Origin of the sequence: Paracoccus ferrooxidans, assembly GCF_029909815.1 — a bacterium.
Lineage (GTDB): Bacteria > Pseudomonadota > Alphaproteobacteria > Rhodobacterales > Rhodobacteraceae > Paracoccus > Paracoccus versutus.
In genome coordinates this window covers 2,282,200-2,297,824 of the sequence record NZ_CP038198.1, presented here as the reverse complement: position 1 = coordinate 2,297,824, position 15,625 = coordinate 2,282,200, and the positions used below count along the sequence as shown (strand labels likewise).

General features: G+C 69.9%; 17 protein-coding genes. 14 read left to right on the top strand and 3 right to left on the bottom strand.

Annotated features, from left to right (window positions below; translation table 11 throughout):
* Positions 1-376: 376 nt before the first annotated feature.
* From E3U26_RS11530 to E3U26_RS11465, 14 genes are all read left to right on the top strand, one after another.
* Entirely contained in the window at positions 377-868 is a 492-nt protein-coding gene (locus E3U26_RS11530) for a hypothetical protein (RefSeq protein ID WP_499104897.1), read from the top strand.
* 193 nt (positions 869-1,061) lie between these two features.
* On the top strand, positions 1,062-1,652 hold the full coding sequence (locus tag E3U26_RS11525) for an anthranilate synthase component II (protein ID WP_036751810.1): 591 nt from the start codon (positions 1,062-1,064) through the stop codon (positions 1,650-1,652).
* Complete coding sequence (gene trpD, locus E3U26_RS11520; RefSeq protein ID WP_114536169.1) at positions 1,649-2,686, top strand: anthranilate phosphoribosyltransferase; 1,038 nt, start codon at positions 1,649-1,651, stop codon at positions 2,684-2,686. The genes E3U26_RS11525 and trpD overlap by 4 nt, the downstream gene beginning before the upstream one ends.
* Complete coding sequence (locus tag E3U26_RS11515) at positions 2,679-3,347, top strand: uracil-DNA glycosylase (RefSeq protein ID WP_499104896.1); 669 nt, start codon at positions 2,679-2,681, stop codon at positions 3,345-3,347. Before trpD ends, E3U26_RS11515 begins: the two co-directional genes overlap by 8 nt.
* A gap of 9 nt (positions 3,348-3,356) precedes the next feature.
* Positions 3,357-4,148 (top strand): indole-3-glycerol phosphate synthase TrpC, encoded by a 792-nt coding sequence (gene trpC / locus E3U26_RS11510; protein ID WP_499104895.1) that lies wholly within the window; start codon positions 3,357-3,359, stop codon positions 4,146-4,148.
* The gene (gene moaC, locus E3U26_RS11505; RefSeq protein ID WP_036751819.1) at positions 4,145-4,618 is read left to right on the top strand and encodes a cyclic pyranopterin monophosphate synthase MoaC; all 474 of its coding nucleotides are present in this window, start codon (positions 4,145-4,147) and stop codon (positions 4,616-4,618) included. The genes trpC and moaC overlap by 4 nt, the downstream gene beginning before the upstream one ends.
* Before the next feature lie 11 nt (positions 4,619-4,629).
* Entirely contained in the window at positions 4,630-5,802 is a 1,173-nt protein-coding gene (locus E3U26_RS11500) for a molybdopterin molybdotransferase MoeA (protein ID WP_499104894.1), read from the top strand.
* Between the two features lie 111 nt (positions 5,803-5,913).
* Positions 5,914-6,612, top strand: coding sequence for a transcriptional repressor LexA (lexA, locus tag E3U26_RS11495; RefSeq protein WP_036751856.1), 699 nt, complete (start codon positions 5,914-5,916; stop codon positions 6,610-6,612).
* Between the two features lie 103 nt (positions 6,613-6,715).
* Positions 6,716-7,873 (top strand): D-alanyl-D-alanine carboxypeptidase family protein, encoded by a 1,158-nt coding sequence (locus E3U26_RS11490; RefSeq protein WP_499104892.1) that lies wholly within the window; start codon positions 6,716-6,718, stop codon positions 7,871-7,873.
* A 13-nt stretch (positions 7,874-7,886) separates the two neighbouring features.
* Positions 7,887-8,486: a dTMP kinase gene (gene tmk, locus E3U26_RS11485; protein ID WP_036751825.1), complete on the top strand. Its 600-nt coding sequence runs from the start codon at positions 7,887-7,889 to the stop codon at positions 8,484-8,486.
* 11 nt (positions 8,487-8,497) lie between these two features.
* Positions 8,498-9,580 (top strand): DNA polymerase III subunit delta', encoded by a 1,083-nt coding sequence (locus E3U26_RS11480; RefSeq protein ID WP_499104891.1) that lies wholly within the window; start codon positions 8,498-8,500, stop codon positions 9,578-9,580.
* Between the two features lie 12 nt (positions 9,581-9,592).
* Positions 9,593-10,390, top strand: coding sequence for a TatD family hydrolase (locus tag E3U26_RS11475; RefSeq protein WP_499104889.1), 798 nt, complete (start codon positions 9,593-9,595; stop codon positions 10,388-10,390).
* On the top strand, positions 10,387-11,187 hold the full coding sequence (locus E3U26_RS11470) for an MBL fold metallo-hydrolase (protein WP_499104888.1): 801 nt from the start codon (positions 10,387-10,389) through the stop codon (positions 11,185-11,187). The genes E3U26_RS11475 and E3U26_RS11470 overlap by 4 nt, the downstream gene beginning before the upstream one ends.
* Positions 11,184-12,128, top strand: coding sequence for an AEC family transporter (locus E3U26_RS11465; protein ID WP_114536162.1), 945 nt, complete (start codon positions 11,184-11,186; stop codon positions 12,126-12,128). The genes E3U26_RS11470 and E3U26_RS11465 overlap by 4 nt, the downstream gene beginning before the upstream one ends.
* 35 nt (positions 12,129-12,163) lie before the next feature.
* Here E3U26_RS11465 and E3U26_RS11460 read toward each other — a convergent pair whose 3' ends face one another.
* From E3U26_RS11460 to E3U26_RS11450, 3 genes are all read right to left on the bottom strand, one after another.
* The gene (locus E3U26_RS11460) at positions 12,164-13,117 is read right to left on the bottom strand and encodes an ABC transporter permease (RefSeq protein ID WP_072461588.1); all 954 of its coding nucleotides are present in this window, start codon (positions 13,115-13,117) and stop codon (positions 12,164-12,166) included.
* Positions 13,118-13,122: 5 nt separating this feature from the next.
* Complete coding sequence (locus E3U26_RS11455) at positions 13,123-14,424, bottom strand: ABC transporter permease (protein WP_116170997.1); 1,302 nt, start codon at positions 14,422-14,424, stop codon at positions 13,123-13,125.
* A gap of 71 nt (positions 14,425-14,495) precedes the next feature.
* Positions 14,496-15,578, bottom strand: a complete 1,083-nt coding sequence (locus tag E3U26_RS11450) for an ABC transporter substrate-binding protein (RefSeq protein ID WP_449044521.1) — start codon at positions 15,576-15,578, stop codon at positions 14,496-14,498.
* Positions 15,579-15,625: the final 47 nt, after the last annotated feature.

Sequence of the window (15,625 nt, the reverse complement as noted above, 5' to 3'; positions counted from 1 at the left end):
TCCGGTCGAAACGGCAGGTGCATCGGGCGTCGCTTGGGGCTGCGCCTCAGACGCTGGGACGGCGGGCAGCGACGGCGGCGCGGACCCGGCCGGTTGGGGGACCGTGTCGGCGGATGCTGCGTCCGGGCGGGGTGCGGGGACCGGCGACGGGCGCGCGTCCTCGGCTGGCTGCGTCCCACCGGAAACGGCAGGTGCATCGGGCATCGCTTGGGGCCGCACCTCGGGCGCTGAGGCAACGGGCGGCGACGGGGATGCGTCCGCGGGCGGTTCCGTCCCAGCGGAAACGGCCGGCGCGGCGGGGGGCGGTTGGGGCACTGTGTCGGCGGATGCCGCGTCCGCTCCAAGGGCAGGGGCTGGCGAAGCCGGCTGCGTCCCGGTGGAAACGACAGGTGCCTCATGCGCCGCTCGGGGCTGCGTCTCGGGCGCCGGGGCCGGCAGGGCGCGTTCGGGGGCGCGGTCCAGCGCGGGCACCACCACCTGGCCGGGCGGCGGCACCGGGATCGGCGCCTCGCCCGCCGGATCGGGCAGGTCGATGGGATCGGCCTCGGGCAAGGCAATCTCGGGCGCGGCGGGGCTTTCGGCGGGCGCAAGCGGGCGCAGCCCGGCGGGATCGGCGGGCGCCGGGGCGGTTTCGTCGGCCGGACGCGGCGCCAGCGGGGCCAGGGCGGGGCGCGGCGCCCCGGCGGCAAGCGGTGCGGGGGCCTGCGGCTGCATGTCGCTGGCGCGCGAGAACTCGGACCCCGCCGGGACCGACAGCGTCTCGGCCGCAGGGCCCTGGCCAACGGCGGCGGGCGCCTGCGGGCGCGGCGGCTGCGGCAGCGCCAGCGACAGCCCGACCAGCGCCGCGCCGCAGGCCAGCGCGCCATGAACCAGACCCGTCGCGAACCCTCTTGCCATGCCCTTGCCCAGCCCCTGCCCCCAATGCCGCGCCGCATGCGCCCCGGCGCCGTTTTTCTTGCCTCGCGCTCTTGACCCGCGGCAAGGCTTTAGCCCATCTATAGCCGCAGAATTTCCGGGGTTCACCCCCCAATGCAAGGCGCTCCAGCCGGAAGGCCCAGACCATGATCCTGCTCATCGACAATTACGACAGCTTCACCTGGAACCTCGTGCATTACATGGGCGAGGCCGGGGCCGAGGTCGTCGTCCGCCGCAACGACGCCTTGTCCGTCGAAGAGGCGCTGGGGATGGGCGCGCAGGGCATCGTGATCTCGCCCGGCCCCTGCGATCCGGCCCATGCCGGGATCATCGTGCCGCTGATCCGCGCGGCGGCGGACAAGGGCGTGCCGCTGTTCGGGGTCTGCCTGGGCCACCAGGCCATCGGCGAGGCCTTCGGCGGCAAGGTGGTGCGCGCCGGCCGCATCGTGCATGGCAAGACCGACGCGATCAGCCATGACGGGACCGGGGTGTTCGCCGGCCTGCCCTCGCCGCTGACCGCGACGCGCTATCATTCGCTGACGGTCGAGCCGGAAAGCCTGCCCGAATGCCTGCGCGTCACCGCCACCGCCGCGGACGGCACGATCATGGGGCTGATGCACCGGACCCTGCCGGTCGAGGGCGTGCAGTTCCATCCCGAAAGCATCGCCTCGGAACATGGCCACGACATGATCCGCAACTTCCTGCGCCGCTGCTCGAACCTGGACCGCGCCGCATGAGCGCGGCGACCGACATCCGCCCGCTGATCGGCCTGGCCGCCAGCCGGCCCCTGACCGGGACCGAGGCCGAGGCGGCCTTTGGCGCGCTGTTCGAGGGCGCGGCCACCCCCGCCCAGATCGGCGGCCTGCTGATGGCCATGCGCGTGCGCGGCGAGACGGTCGAGGAAATGGCCGCCGCCACCCGCGCCATGCGCGCCCGCATGAACCGCATCCAGGCGCCCGAGGGCGCGATGGACATCGTCGGCACCGGCGGCGACGGCAAGGGCACGCTGAACATCTCGACCGCCACCGCCTTCGTGGTCGCGGGCGCCGGCGTGCCGGTCGCCAAGCACGGCAACCGCAACCTGTCCTCGAAATCGGGCTCGGCCGACGCGATCACCCATCTGGGGCTGAACGTGATGGGCACGCCCGAGATCGCCGAGGCCGCGCTGGCCGCCACCGGCATCTGCTTCATGATGGCGCCGGTGCATCATCCGGCCATGCGCCATGTCGGCCCGGCGCGGGCGGAACTGGGCACGCGGACGATCTTCAACCTGCTGGGGCCGATGACCAACCCCGCCTCGGTCAGGCGGCAATTGACCGGCACCTTCGACCGGGTCTGGAACCGGCCCATGGCCGAGACGCTGCGCGAGCTTGGCTCGGAATGCGCCTGGCTGGTGCATGGCGGCGACGGCACCGACGAGATCTCGATCGCCGAGCCGACCTGGGTGGCGCAGCTCAAGGACGGCGAGATCACCGAGTTCCAGATCTCGCCCGAGGATGCCGGCCTGCCCGTCCATCCGTTCGAGGCGATCCTGGGCGGCGATCCGGCGCAGAACGCCGCGGCACTACGGGCGCTGCTGGAGGGCGCGCCGGGCGCCTATCGCGACGCCGTGGTGCTGAACGCCGCCGCCGCGCTGCTGATCGCCGGCAAGGCCGCCTCGCTGCGCGAAGGGGCCGAGATCGCCCGCGATTCGATCGACAGCGGCAAGGCCAGGGCCAAGCTGGCCGCGCTGGCCGCCGAGGTGGGCGCGCCGGCCGAGCCCCATGGCTGAGGGCATCCCCGTTCCCGCCGCCTGGGCCGAACTGCCGTTCTTTCGCCAGGACTGGCCGGCCATCGCCGCCCGCCTGCGGGACCGCGACTGGCTGCCCGGCCCCGCCCGCGTCTTCGCCGCGCTGGAGCTGACCCCGCCCGAGCAGGTCCGGGTGGTGATCCTGGGGCAAGACCCCTATCCCACGCCGGGCCATGCCAACGGGCTGGCCTTTTCGGTCACGCCGGAAACCGCCCTGCCGCGGTCGCTGAAAAACATCTATGCCGAGATGCGCGACGATCTGGGCACCGCCCCGCCGAACGGCGACCTCAGCCATTGGGCGCGGCAGGGGGTGCTGCTTTTGAACACCTCGCTTTCCGTGCTGCCCGGACAGGCCGGCGCCCATGCGAAATGGGGCTGGGAGAAGCTGGCGCGCCAGGCCGTCGCCCGCGCCCAAGCCGAACGGCCGATGGCCTTCATCCTCTGGGGTGCGCATGCGCAAAAGGCGCTGGCCGGGCTGCCGCGGCCGCAGGACCTGGTGATCGAAAGCGCCCATCCCTCGCCCTTGTCGGCGCGGCGCGGCTTCTTCGGCTCGCGCCCCTTCGGCCGGGTGAACGACTGGCTGCGGTCGCGGGGCGAGCCGCCGATCGACTGGGCCCTTTCCGAAACCGCCGCCGCGGGGTAAACCGACGCCATGGATATTCTCGACCGCATCAAGGCCTACAAGCTGGAAGAAATCGCCGCCGCCAAGGCCGCCCGCCCGCTGGCCGGGGTCGAGGCCGCGGCCCGTGCCGCCACCCCGCCGCGCGGCTTTGCCCGCGCGCTGGAGGGCAAGGCCGCGACCGGCCATGCGCTGATCGCCGAGATCAAGAAGGCCAGCCCCTCCAAGGGTCTGATCCGCCCGGATTTCGACCCGCCCGCGCTGGCCCGCGCCTATGAGGCCGGGGGGGCGGCCTGCCTGTCGGTGCTGACCGACGCCCCCAGCTTCCAGGGCGCGCCCGAGTTCCTGACCGCCGCGCGCGATGCCTGCGACCTGCCGGCGCTGCGCAAGGATTTCCTCTACGATCCCTACCAGGTGGCCGAGGCCCGCGCCTGGGGTGCCGATTGCATCCTGATCATCATGGCCTCGGTCGACGACGCCTTGGCCGCCGAGCTTGAGGACGCCGCCTTCCACTGGGACATGGACGCGCTGGTCGAAGTGCATGACCGCGCCGAACTCGACCGCGCGCTGCGGCTGAAATCGCCGCTGATCGGGGTGAACAACCGCAATCTCAAGACCTTCGAGGTCAGCCTGGACGTGACGCTGGACCTGGCGCCGCATGTGCCCGCCGATCGCGACCTGGTCTGCGAAAGCGGGCTGTTCACGCCTGCCGACCTGAACCGCATGGCCGAGGCCGGGGTCAGGCGCTTCCTGATCGGCGAAAGCCTGATGCGCCAGCCCGACGTGACCGGCGCCACCCGTCAGATCCTGGGCCTCGCGGCATGAGCCTGACGCATTTCGACGCCCAGGGCCAAGCGCATATGGTCGATGTCTCGGACAAGCCCGAGACCGCGCGCGAGGCGGTGGCCGAGGGCGTGGTGATCATGGCGCCCGAGACGCTGGCCCTGGCGCAGGGCGGCGCGGCCAAGGGCGACGTGATGGGCGTGGCGCGGCTGGCCGGGATCATGGGCGCCAAGCGCACCGCGGACCTGATCCCGCTGTGCCACCCGCTGCCGATCACCAAGGTCTCGGTCGACCTGGCCGCCGACCCCGCCCTGCCCGGCATCCGCGTCACCGCCACCGTCCGCACCGCCGGCAAGACCGGGGTCGAGATGGAGGCGCTGACCGCCGTCTCGACCGCCTGCCTGACCGTCTATGACATGCTCAAGGCCGCGCAGAAGGACATGCGGATCGAAGGCATCCGCCTGCTGTCCAAGACCGGCGGCAAATCCGGCCCGTTCCGCGCCGCACCCTGAAGGGGGAACCCATGATCAGCGTCGAAGAAGCCCGCGCCCGCGTCCTGGCCCTTGCCCCGGCCCCCGAGCCCCGGCAGGTCGCGCTGGCCGATGCGCTTGGCCGCGCCATGGTCGCGCCGGCGCTGGCCCGGCTGACGCAGCCGCCCTTCGACGCCTCGGCCATGGACGGCTATGCGCTGCGCTCGGCCGACCTGCCCGGACCGCTGGCGGTGATCGGCACCGCGGCCGCCGGCCAGCCCTGGCAGGGCGAGGCGTCCCCCGGCAGCGCCATCCGCATCTTTACCGGCGCCCCGGTTCCCGCCGGCTACGACCGCGTGGTCATGCAAGAGATGGTCACGCGCGACGGCGACCGGATCACCGTCGCCGAGTCCGGCGGCAACCCGAACATCCGCCCCAGGGGCAATGATTTCGCGGAGGGCTCGGAATTCCTGCCGCGGCGCCCGCTGCGCCCCGCCGACCTGGCGCTGCTGGCGGCGATGAACGTGCCGCAGGTGACGGTCGCGCGCCGCCCCCGCGTCGCCGTCCTGGCCGGCGGCGACGAACTGGTTCCCCCCGGCTCGGATCCCGCGCCGGGCCAGATCATCAGTTCGAACGACCTCGCCATCGCCGCGCTGGCGCGCGAGGCCGGGGCCGAGCCCCTGGTCCTGCCGCTGGCCCGCGATACCGAGGAAAGCCTGCGCGACCGCTTTGCCCAGGCCGCGGGTTGCGACCTGATCGTGACCATCGGCGGCGCCTCGGTCGGCGACCACGACCTGATCGGCAAGGTCGCCGCCGACCTGGGCATGGAGCGCGCCTTCTACAAGCTGGCGATGCGGCCCGGCAAGCCGCTGATGGCCGGCCGCATCGGATCGGCCGCCATGCTGGGCCTGCCGGGAAATCCCGTCTCGGCCGTGGTTTGCGCGAAACTCTTCATGCAGCCGCTGATCCGCGCCATGCAGGGCCTGCCGCCGGGGCCCGAGCCCCTGCAGGCCACGCTTGCCCGCGACCTGCCGCCCGAGGGCGACCGCCAGCACTACCTGCGCGCCCGGCTTTCGCCCGGTGACGGCCTGCCGGCGATCGAGCCCTTCGCCGACCAGGATTCCGCCCGGCTCTGGCTTCTGGCCGAGGCCGACGCGCTGCTGATCCGCCCCGCCCACGACCCGGCCCGCCGGGCGGGCGAGCGCATGGGCTACCTGCCGCTCTAGCCCGGTTAACCGGACATTTACCCGAATCGTCATAGTGATTGACGCATGGGACGGGGCGCGCTAGAACATTCTATGAACATGATGGCGGCCGCAGCAGATCGGGGGCAGAGCATGCTGACGAAGAAACAGATCCAGCTTCTTGAATTCATTCAGGCGCGGATGGCTCGCGACGGGGTGCCGCCCTCGTTCGACGAAATGAAACTCGCGCTGGACCTGCGCTCGAAATCGGGAATACATCGCCTCGTGACCGCCCTTGAAGAACGCGGGTTCATCCGCCGCCTGCCGCATCGCGCCCGCGCGCTGGAAATCGTCCGCCTGCCCGACAGCCTCAGCAAGGGTTCCGGCTTCCAGCCCCGCGTGATCGAAGGGGTCGTCCCCGATCGCCCCGCGCCCCTGCCGCGCGGCGCCATGGAAATCTCCGTCTCGGCCATCGAACTGCCGGTGATGGGCCGCATCGCCGCCGGGGTTCCGATCGAGGCGATTTCCGAGGTATCGCATCACATCGCCGTGCCCGGCTCGATGCTCTCGGGCCAGGACCGCCATTACGCGCTGGAAGTGCGCGGCGATTCGATGATCGAGGCCGGGATCAACGACGGCGACGTGGTGGTGATCCGCGAACAGGACACGGCCGAGAACGGCGACATCGTCGTGGCGCTGGTCGAGGGTTTCGAGGCGACGCTGAAACGCTATCGCCGCAAGGGCGGCATGATCGCGCTGGAGGCCGCCAACCCCGCCTATGAAACCCGCGTCCTGCCCGAGGACAAGGTCCGCGTCCAGGGCCGGCTGGTGGGGTTGATCCGCAGCTATTAGGCCGCGCGCCGTTCACTTGCGCGGCACAGGCCGCCGGGCGGCGTTGCGGGTCTTGGCCCGCTGGGATAACCATGGGCCAAAGGCGACAGGTCAAGGATAATCCATGCGCGCTCTGAAGTTCCGCATCTTCGCTCTGGCCATGCTGCTTGCGCTGCCGGCGCAGGCCTTCGACACCACGGCCCGCGCCGCCTGGGTCTATGACGTGGCCACCGGCACCGTGCTGATGGAAAAGAACGCCGACGAGCCGCTGCCGCCGGCCTCCATGTCCAAGCTGATGACCCTGAACATGCTGTTCGAGGCGCTGCGCGACGGCCGCGTGGCGATGGACACGACCTTCCCGGTCTCGACCAAGGCCTGGCAGATGGGCGGGTCGAAGATGTTCGTCGAACCCGCCGACCGCCCTACGGTCGAGGATCTGATCCACGGCATCATCATCAACTCGGGCAACGACGCTTGCGTTGTCGTGGCCGAGGGGCTGGCGGGAACCGAGGAAGCCTTTGCGCGGCTGATGAACGAACGCGCCCGGCAACTGGGCATGACGAATTCGCATTTCGTCAATTCCTCGGGCTGGCCGGACCCCCGGCACCGGATGTCGATGCACGACCTGGGCCTGCTTGCCACCCGGCTGATCACCGAGTTCCCGGACCTCTACAAGAATTTCGCCCTCACCGAATACAACTACAAGGGCCGGGTGCCCTCGAATGCCAGCAACCGCAATCCGCTGCTGCGGCTGGGAACGGGCGACTGGAAGGCCGACGGGCTGAAGACCGGCCACACCCAGGAAGCGGGCTACGGGCTTGTCGGCTCGGCCGTGCAGGGCGACCGGCGCATCGTCTTCGTCATCACCGGCCTGCCCAGCGAAAAGGCCAGGGCCGAGGAATCCGAGCAGATCGTGAACTGGGCCTATCGCCAGTTCACCATCCGCACCATCATCCCCAAGGACGAAATCGTGGTCCAGGCCCCGGTCTGGCTGGGCGACAAGAGCCGCGTCGGCCTGACCACCAAGGACGGGGTCCGGGTGCTGATCCCCGCCGGCTCGCATGCGGGCGTAAAGGCCGAGGCCGTGTTCAACGGCCCCATCGAGGCGCCGATCGCCCAGGGCGACCAGCTGGGCGAGCTGATCGTGGACATCCCCGGCGCCGGGCAATCGCGCCTGCCACTGTTCGCCGCCAGCGACGTCGCCCGCACCGGCGTGCTGGGCCGCATGCAAAGCGCGGCCTTCCGCCTGGGCGAAAGGGCCGTCCAGGCGGTGCGCAACTGACGCCGCGCCCGCCATGTTCATCAGCTTCGAGGGCATCGACGGATCGGGAAAATCCACCCAGGCGCGGCGGCTGGCGCAGGCGCTGAATGCGCGCGGCACCGAAACGCTGCTGACCCGCGAACCTGGCGGCAGCGCCGGCGCCGAGGAAATCCGCCGCCTGCTGGTCGAGGGCGGCGGCGAGCGCTGGTCCCCCGAAACCGAGCTGCTGCTGTTCACCGCCGCCCGCCGCGACCATGTCGAGCGGCTGATCCGGCCGGCGCTGGAACGGGGCGCCTGGATCGTCACCGACCGCTTCGCCGATTCCAGCCGGGTCTACCAGGGCCTCGCCCGCGCCGACCTGCGGCAACTGGTCGAGGAGCTGCACCGGCTGACCATCGGCATCGAGCCCGATCGCACCTTCATCATCGACATCGACCCGGCGGTGGCACTGGCCCGCGGCCAGGCCCGCGGCGGGGCCGAGGACCGCTTCGAAACGCTGGGCCTGGGCTTCCAGCAGAAACTGCGCGCAGGCTTCCTGGCCCTTGCCGCCGAGGCGCCCGGACGCATTCGGGTGATCGACGGCCGCGGCAGCGAGGACGAGGTTGCCGCCCGCGTTCTGGCCGCCCTGACATGAGCAGATCCGGCATGAACGACGAGCCGCTGCCCGAACCCGACCGCGTGCCGGGCGCCCCCCATCCCCGCGATGCGGCCCGCATCATCGGCCAGGACGCCGCGGTCGCGGATTTCCTGGCCGCCGCCCAGGCGCATCGGCTGCATCATGCCTGGCTGATCTCGGGCCCGCGCGGCACCGGAAAGGCCACCCTGGCCTGGACCGTCGCCAAATGGCTGCTGAGCGGCGCCGCGACGCCCGACCTGACCACGCCGCAGGACGATCCGACCGTCCGCCGCATCCGGGCGCTGTCCGAACCGCGGCTGCACCTGGTCCGGCGCCCGGTCGATGACAAGACCCTGCGCCTGCGCGCCGAGATCACCGTGGACGAAATCCGCCGCCTGCAGGGCTTTTTCCACATGAGCGCGGCCGAGGGCGGGCGCCGCGTCGCCATTATCGACGCCGCGGACGAAATGAACCAGGCCGCCGCCAACGCGCTGCTGAAACTGCTGGAGGAGCCGCCGCAGCATGCCACGCTGCTGTTGGTCGCGCATCAACCGGCGCGGCTGCTGCCGACGATCCGCTCGCGCTGCCGCGAATTGCGGCTGCACCCGCTGAGCCCCGAGGACATGGGCCGGGTGCTGCACGACCTTGGGCTCGACCACGACGCGGCGCGGCTGGCGGCGCTGTCCGGCGGCTCGATCGGCGAGGCGCTGCGGCTGGCCGGCCAGGACGGGCTGTCGCTTTACCAGCGCATCACCGGGCTTTTCGCCGAATATCCGCGCATGGACCGCCGCGCCGCCGCCGCCCTGGCCGATCTGGCGGCGGGACGCGCAGGGGCCGAGGGCGATCCCTTCGACCTGGTCGTGACCCTGCTCGACCGTTTCCTGACCCGCGCGGCGCGCACCGGCCTTTTGGGCGCCCCCCTGCCCGAGGCGGCCGAGGGCGAGGCCGAGGTGCTGGGCCGCGTCGCCCCCGACCCCGCGGCGGCACGGCTTTGGGCCGCCGCCCAGGCCGAGCTGTCGGCGCGGGCCCGCGCCGGGCGGGCGGTCAACCTTGACCCTTCCGCGCTGGTGTTGGATATGCTGGTCGGGCTTGCGAACCAGCCCGCCGTCTGACGGAAACCGATCATGCCCGAATCCGATCTTCCCATCCTGGTGGACAGCCATTGCCACCTGGACTTCCCCGATTTCGACGGCCAGCAGGCCGAGCTGGTCGCGCGCGCCCATGCGGCGGGCGTCACCCGCATGGTGACGATCTGCACCCGGCTGCGCAACGAGCCCGCGGTGCGCGCCATCGCCGAGGCGCACCCGGGCGTCTTCTATGCCGCCGGCACCCATCCGATGCATGCCGCCGAAGAGCCGCTGGCCACGGTCGAGGAACTGGTGGCCCTGTCGCGCCATCCGCGTTTCGTCGGCATCGGCGAGACCGGGCTCGACTATCACTATACCGCCGACAGCGCCGCCATTCAGGCCGAAAGCCTGCGCATCCATATCGAGGCCGCGCGCCGCACCGGCCTGCCGCTGATCGTGCATTCCCGCGATGCGGACGAGGACATGGCCCGCATCCTGACCGAGGAACATCGCACCGGCGCCTTCACCGGCGTGATGCATTGCTATACCAGCGGGCGCGAATTGGCGCGGGTGGCGCTGGACCTGGGCTTCTACCTGTCCATGTCGGGGATCGCGGCCTTCCCGCGCTCGACCGAGATCCGCGAGATCTTCGCCGCCGCCCCCGCCGACCGCATCCTGGTCGAGACCGACGCGCCCTACCTCGCCCCGCCGCCCCATCGCGGCAAGCGCAACGAGCCGGCCTTCGTCGCCCATACCGCAAAGGTCGGCGCGGACCTGCTGGGCATGACCCAGCACGAATTCGCCAGCCTCACTACGCTGAACTTCGAGCGGTTGTTTCGCAAGGCCGCGGCATGATCCGCGCCACCGTCCTGGGCTGCGGCTCCTCGGGCGGCGTGCCGCGGCTGGGCAATCGCTGGGGCGAATGCGATCCGGCGAACCCGCACAACCGCCGCCGCCGCTGCGCGCTCCTGGTCGAGCGCTTCGGCCATGACGGGGTGACGCGCCTGCTGGTCGACACCGGCCCCGACCTGGTGCCGCAGCTGCTGGACGCGGATGTCGCGGAACTGGACGCGGTGGCCTATACCCATGCCCATGCCGACCATATCCACGGCATCGACGACCTGCGGCAGATCGTCTTCAACATGCGCCGGCGGATCCCGGTCTGGGCCGACCTGCCGACCGCGGCGGCGCTGAAGACCCGCTTTGGCTATATCTTCGAGACGCCGCCCGGTTCCTCCTACCCGCCGATCTGCGATTTGCAACCGATCCGCGGCCCCTTCGCCATCGAGGGCGCGGGCGGCGGCATCGAACTTGCACCCTTCGAGGTCAACCACGGCGACATGAACGCGCTTGGCTTTCGCATCGGCGGGGTCGAGCAGAGCCTGGTCTACCTGCCCGACGTGCTGGCGATCCCCGAGGACGCCTGGCCGACGATCATGGGCTGCGAGGTGTTCATCTGCGACGCGCTGCGGCGCATCCCGCATCCCAGCCACGCCCATCTGGCGCTGACGCTGGAATGGATCGCGCGTTCGGGCTGCGCGCGGGGGATCCTGACCAACATGCATGTCGACCTGGATTACGACGCCATGATGCGCGAGACGCCCGAGAATGTGGTGCCCGCCCATGACGGGATGCGGATCGAGCTGATATGACCGCACTTTTCGACGTCATCCTGCCGGTTTTCCTGGTGGTTGGCTTCGGTTATCTGGTCTGCTGGCGCAAATGGCTGACCGAGGTCGCGGTCGATGGCGTCATGCGCTTTGCCCAGAACTTCGCCCTGCCGGTGCTGCTGTTCGGCGCCATCGCCGGGCTGGACCTGGGCGCGAACTACAACCCGCTGCTGCTCCTGGCCTTCTACAGCGGCGCGCTCTTGTCCTTTGCACTGGGAACCATCCTGGCGTTTCGCTGGCTCCGGCGGCCCATCGAGGACGCCATCGCCATCGGCTTCGTCTGCCTGTTCTCGAACTCGCTGCTGCTGGGCGTGCCGATCACCGAGCGCGCCTATGGTCCCGAGGCGCTGCTGGGCAATTTCACCATCATCTCGCTGCATTCGCCGCTGCTTTACACCTTCGGCATCACCGCGATGGAATTCGCCCGCGCCCGCGGCCAGGACCTGTCGGTCGGCGGGGTGGCCCTGCGGGCGCTGTCGGGGGTGCTGCATACGCCGCTGGTCATCGGCATCCTTTGCGGCTTTGCCGTGAACCTGCTGACCCAGGCCGGGCTGGTGCTGCCCGAGGGTTTCTGGGCCGCGGTCAGGATGATGTCCAGCGCGGCGCTGCCGGCAGCGCTGTTCGGGCTGGGCGGCGTGCTATACCGCTATCGCCCCGAGGGCGAGGCGCGGGCCATCGCGCTGTGCTGCTGCATTTCGTTGCTGCTGCATCCGGGCGTAACCTTCGGGCTGGGCAAGCTGTTCGCGCTGAGCGTGGCCGAGATGCGCTCGGCGGTGATGACGGCCGCCATGCCGCCGGGGGTCAACGCCTATCTTTTCGCGTCGCTTTACGGGGTTGCCAAGAGGGTTTCGGCCTCGGCGGTGCTGATGGCGACGGGGTTGTCGATGCTGTCGGTCTGGTTCTGGCTCGGCGCCCTGCCCTGATGCGCGGACGCCGCCCCGAAGGGCGGCGTCCGGTTCTACCTTGGCGTCAGGCCCCTGAGCCGTTCCGAGCGCCTGCGGAGCAGCTCGACGGTGGTGAGGAGCGCGATGGAGAAGATGACCAGCAGCGTGGCGACGGCGAGGATGGCGGGCGAGATCTGCTCGCGGATGCCGTTCCACATCTGCCGCGGGATGGTCTGCTGGTCCGGCCCGGCGATGAACAGCACCGCCACCACCTCGTCGAAGGAGGTCACGAAGGCAAACAGCGCCCCCGAGATCACGCCGGGCAGGATCAAGGGCATGGTGATGCGGAAGAAGGTCGTGCGCGGGTTCGCCCCCAGGCTCGCCGCCGCCCGGTTCAGCGACTGGTCGAAGCCGATCAGCGTCGCCGTCACCGTGATGATCACGAAGGGAATGCCCAGCGTGGCATGGGCCAGGATCACCCCCAGGTAGGTGCCCGCCAGCCGGCCGCATTCCGGGTTCAGCCCGATCCAGCTCAGCGGCTCGCAGGGGTTCGAGTAGAAGAAGAACATCCCCGTCGCGGTGATGATGATCGGCACGATCATCGGCGAGATCAGCATGGCCATGATCGCCCGGCGCCAGGGCATCTCGGGCCGCGACAGACCCAGCGCCGCCAGCGTGCCCAGCACCGTGGCCAGGATGGTCGAGAAAAAGCCGATGATGATCGAGCTTTTCGCCGCATTCACCCATTTCGCGTTCTGCCAGGCATCCGCCCACCAGCTCAGGTCGCGCGGCGCGTCCGGCCGCGCCATGCCGAAGGTCAGCAGGCTGTCGTACCAGCGCAGCGAATAGCCCTCGGGGTCGAAGGACAGCATCCGGTCGGTGAAGGTGAAATAGGGCTCGGCGTTGAAGCTCAGCGGGATCACCACCACGATGGGCGCGATCAGGAAGAAGAAGATCGCGCCGCAGATCACCAGATAGGCGTAGTGCCAGACCTTCTCCAAGGGCGATGCGTAAGTCGGAAGCGCCATGGCGATTACCCCAGTTTCAGGTTGTCGATGCCGACCAGCCGGTCATAGACCCAGTAGAGGATCAGCACGCCCCCCAGAAGCAGCGCCGCCAGCGCGGCCGCCATGGACCAGTTCAGCGTCTGCGTCATGTGCATCGCGATCATGTTCGAGATCAGCTGCCCCGACGAGCCGCCGACCAGCGCGGGGGTGATGTAGTAGCCCACCGCCAGGATGAACACCAGAAGCGCCCCCGCCCCCAGCCCCGGCAGGGTCTGCGGGAAATAGATCCGGCGGAAGGCGGTCCAGCTGGTCGCCCCCAGGCTGCGCGCGGCGCGCACATAGCTGGGATTGATCGTGCGCATCACCGAATAGAGCGGCAGGATCATGAAGGGCAGCAGGATATGGGTCATGGCGATGATCGTGCCGGTCTGGTTGAAGATCATCTGCAGCCGCTGGGTGTTGCCGATCACCCCCAGCCAGACCAGCACGTCGTTGACCACGCCCTGCTGCTGCAACAGCACGATCCAGGCCGTGGTCCTGACCAGCAGCGAGGTCCAGAACGGCAGCAGCACCAGGATCATCAACAGGTTCGACTGCCGCATCGGCAGCGTCGCCAGCAGGTGCGCGACCGGAAAGCCCAGAAGGAAGGTGGTGAAGGTGATGACCAGCGACAGCCAGAAGGTGCGCATGAACAGCTTGACATAGATCTGCTGCTGCGCCGGGGCGGCAACCACCTCGCCCTGGTCGTCGCGGGTGCGGTCGACCGCCGCCAGGTAGAAGTTGCTGGTATAGGGCGAGGAGGCCTCGCGCATCACCGACCACAGCCTGGGATCGCCCCATTTCGCGTCCATCTCGAGGATGGCCTCGCGATAGGGCGGCTCGATGCCGCCGCGGGCCTGGCGCCCGGCCGAGGTGAACAGCGAGCGCGTGCCCGGCATGTCGTAGTTGATGCGGGTGCCGACGACGCCGACGGTGCGCGCCTGGGCGGCGGCGGTCAGGTCGGCGGCCAGCGCCGCCCAGGCGGCATCGTCGGGTTCGGTGCCGCGGGGGTTGTCGTGGAACCAGGCCGAGAGCTGCGGCATGTTGGCCGAGAAGCCGTCGTTCTTGACCGAGCGCTGCAGCATCTGCCCGATCGGCACCACGAAGGTGATCAGGATGAACAGCAAGAGCGGCAGCACCAGCAGGAACGCCCGCCGACGCGCACGACGCGAACTCCGCGCAAGCGCAGACTTCAACGGACGACCGTCCGCGGTTCTCAGCGTGCCGCCTTGGTCAAGGCCGCCGGCCTCGGTCACGATGGCGGCATGGGGGTCGAGGGCTTTGGCCATCTTGGTCCTTTGTCGGGCAATCCGGGGTCGAAGCCGCGGCCCGGACGGTCCGGGCCGCGGCATTGCGCAGGTCAGTTGGCGGCCAGCCAGCCGTTGAAACGCTCGGCCAGTTCGGCGGAATGGTCGGCCCAGAACTCCGGGTCGTCCATGACGGCGGTCTTCATATGCTCTTCGCTGGTGGGCATGTGCGGCGCCATCTCGGTCTTGCCGTCCTGGAACAGCCCGACCAGCGCCGCCGAGCTTTTCCGCGACGGGCCATAGGCGATGTATTTCGCCTGGTTGGCCAGCTGCTCGGTCGCGGTGGCGAATTTCAGGTATTCCAGCGCCGCCTCGGGGTTGGGCGAGCCCTTGGGAATGGCGAACATGTCCATGTCCATGTATTGCCCGTCCCAGATGATCTCGAAGGGCTTGCCCTCGCCGACCATGGCGTCGAAGAAGCGGCCGTTATAGCCGGTGGCCATCACCACCTCGCCATCGGCCAGCAACTGCACCGGCTGGGCCCCGGCCTCCCACCAGACCACGTCGCCCTTGATGGTGTCGAGCTTGGCGAAGGCCTGGTCCACGCCCTCGGGCGTGCCCAGCACCTCATAGATCTGGTCAGGCGCCACGCCATCGGCGATCAGCGCCAGATACAGGGTGCGCTTGGGGTTCTTGGGCAGGCCGCGCTTGCCGGGGAACTTGGCAGTGTCGAAGAAATCCGCCGCGGTCGAGGGTTTCTCGCCGTCGAATTTCGTGCTGTCGAAGGCGATGACCGTGCCCCAGAAGATGTTCGCCACGGCGCATTCCTGCAACGCGCCGGGGATGAAATCCTCGGTCGCCGGGGTGCCGTCGGGCGCGGCCGGCAGGATGGCGGGGTCGATCTCGACCAGCGCGCCCTCGTCGCAAAGCCGGATCGCGTCCGAGACCTCGATGTCGAACACGTCGCCGGTAATGTTGCCCGCCTCGACCTGCGCCTTCAGCGGCGTGGCCGGGTTGTCGGCGGCCAGCATGTTCACCTTGATGCCGGTCTGCTCGGCGAAGGGGATGTTATAGGCCTCGACCTGCGAACGCTCATAGGCGCCGCCCCAGGAGACGACGTTGACCTCCTTGTTCTGGGCCTGCGCCGCAAGGCCAAGGCTGCACAGCGCCGAGGTCAGGATCAATGTGGTTTTCATGTTCTACTCCCGTTGGTTTTGCGGCTCTTTGGCCGCTCTTTGCCCGT

Bases quoted from the DNA above. Each gene is read 5' to 3' on its own strand.
- E3U26_RS11525 (WP_036751810.1), top strand. From the start codon at position 1,062: ATGATCCTGCTCATCGACAATTACGACAGCTTCACCTGGAACCTCGTG.
- trpD (WP_114536169.1), top strand. From the start codon at position 1,649: ATGAGCGCGGCGACCGACATCCGCCCGCTGATCGGCCTGGCCGCCAGC.
- E3U26_RS11515 (WP_499104896.1), top strand. From the start codon at position 2,679: ATGGCTGAGGGCATCCCCGTTCCCGCCGCCTGGGCCGAACTGCCGTTC.
- trpC (WP_499104895.1), top strand. From the start codon at position 3,357: ATGGATATTCTCGACCGCATCAAGGCCTACAAGCTGGAAGAAATCGCC.
- moaC (WP_036751819.1), top strand. From the start codon at position 4,145: ATGAGCCTGACGCATTTCGACGCCCAGGGCCAAGCGCATATGGTCGAT.
- E3U26_RS11500 (WP_499104894.1), top strand. From the start codon at position 4,630: ATGATCAGCGTCGAAGAAGCCCGCGCCCGCGTCCTGGCCCTTGCCCCG.
- lexA (WP_036751856.1), top strand. From the start codon at position 5,914: ATGCTGACGAAGAAACAGATCCAGCTTCTTGAATTCATTCAGGCGCGG.
- E3U26_RS11490 (WP_499104892.1), top strand. From the start codon at position 6,716: ATGCGCGCTCTGAAGTTCCGCATCTTCGCTCTGGCCATGCTGCTTGCG.
- tmk (WP_036751825.1), top strand. From the start codon at position 7,887: ATGTTCATCAGCTTCGAGGGCATCGACGGATCGGGAAAATCCACCCAG.
- E3U26_RS11480 (WP_499104891.1), top strand. From the start codon at position 8,498: ATGAACGACGAGCCGCTGCCCGAACCCGACCGCGTGCCGGGCGCCCCC.
- E3U26_RS11475 (WP_499104889.1), top strand. From the start codon at position 9,593: ATGCCCGAATCCGATCTTCCCATCCTGGTGGACAGCCATTGCCACCTG.
- E3U26_RS11470 (WP_499104888.1), top strand. From the start codon at position 10,387: ATGATCCGCGCCACCGTCCTGGGCTGCGGCTCCTCGGGCGGCGTGCCG.
- E3U26_RS11465 (WP_114536162.1), top strand. From the start codon at position 11,184: ATGACCGCACTTTTCGACGTCATCCTGCCGGTTTTCCTGGTGGTTGGC.
- E3U26_RS11460 (WP_072461588.1), bottom strand. From the start codon at position 13,117: ATGGCGCTTCCGACTTACGCATCGCCCTTGGAGAAGGTCTGGCACTAC.
- E3U26_RS11455 (WP_116170997.1), bottom strand. From the start codon at position 14,424: ATGGCCAAAGCCCTCGACCCCCATGCCGCCATCGTGACCGAGGCCGGC.
- E3U26_RS11450 (WP_449044521.1), bottom strand. From the start codon at position 15,578: ATGAAAACCACATTGATCCTGACCTCGGCGCTGTGCAGCCTTGGCCTT.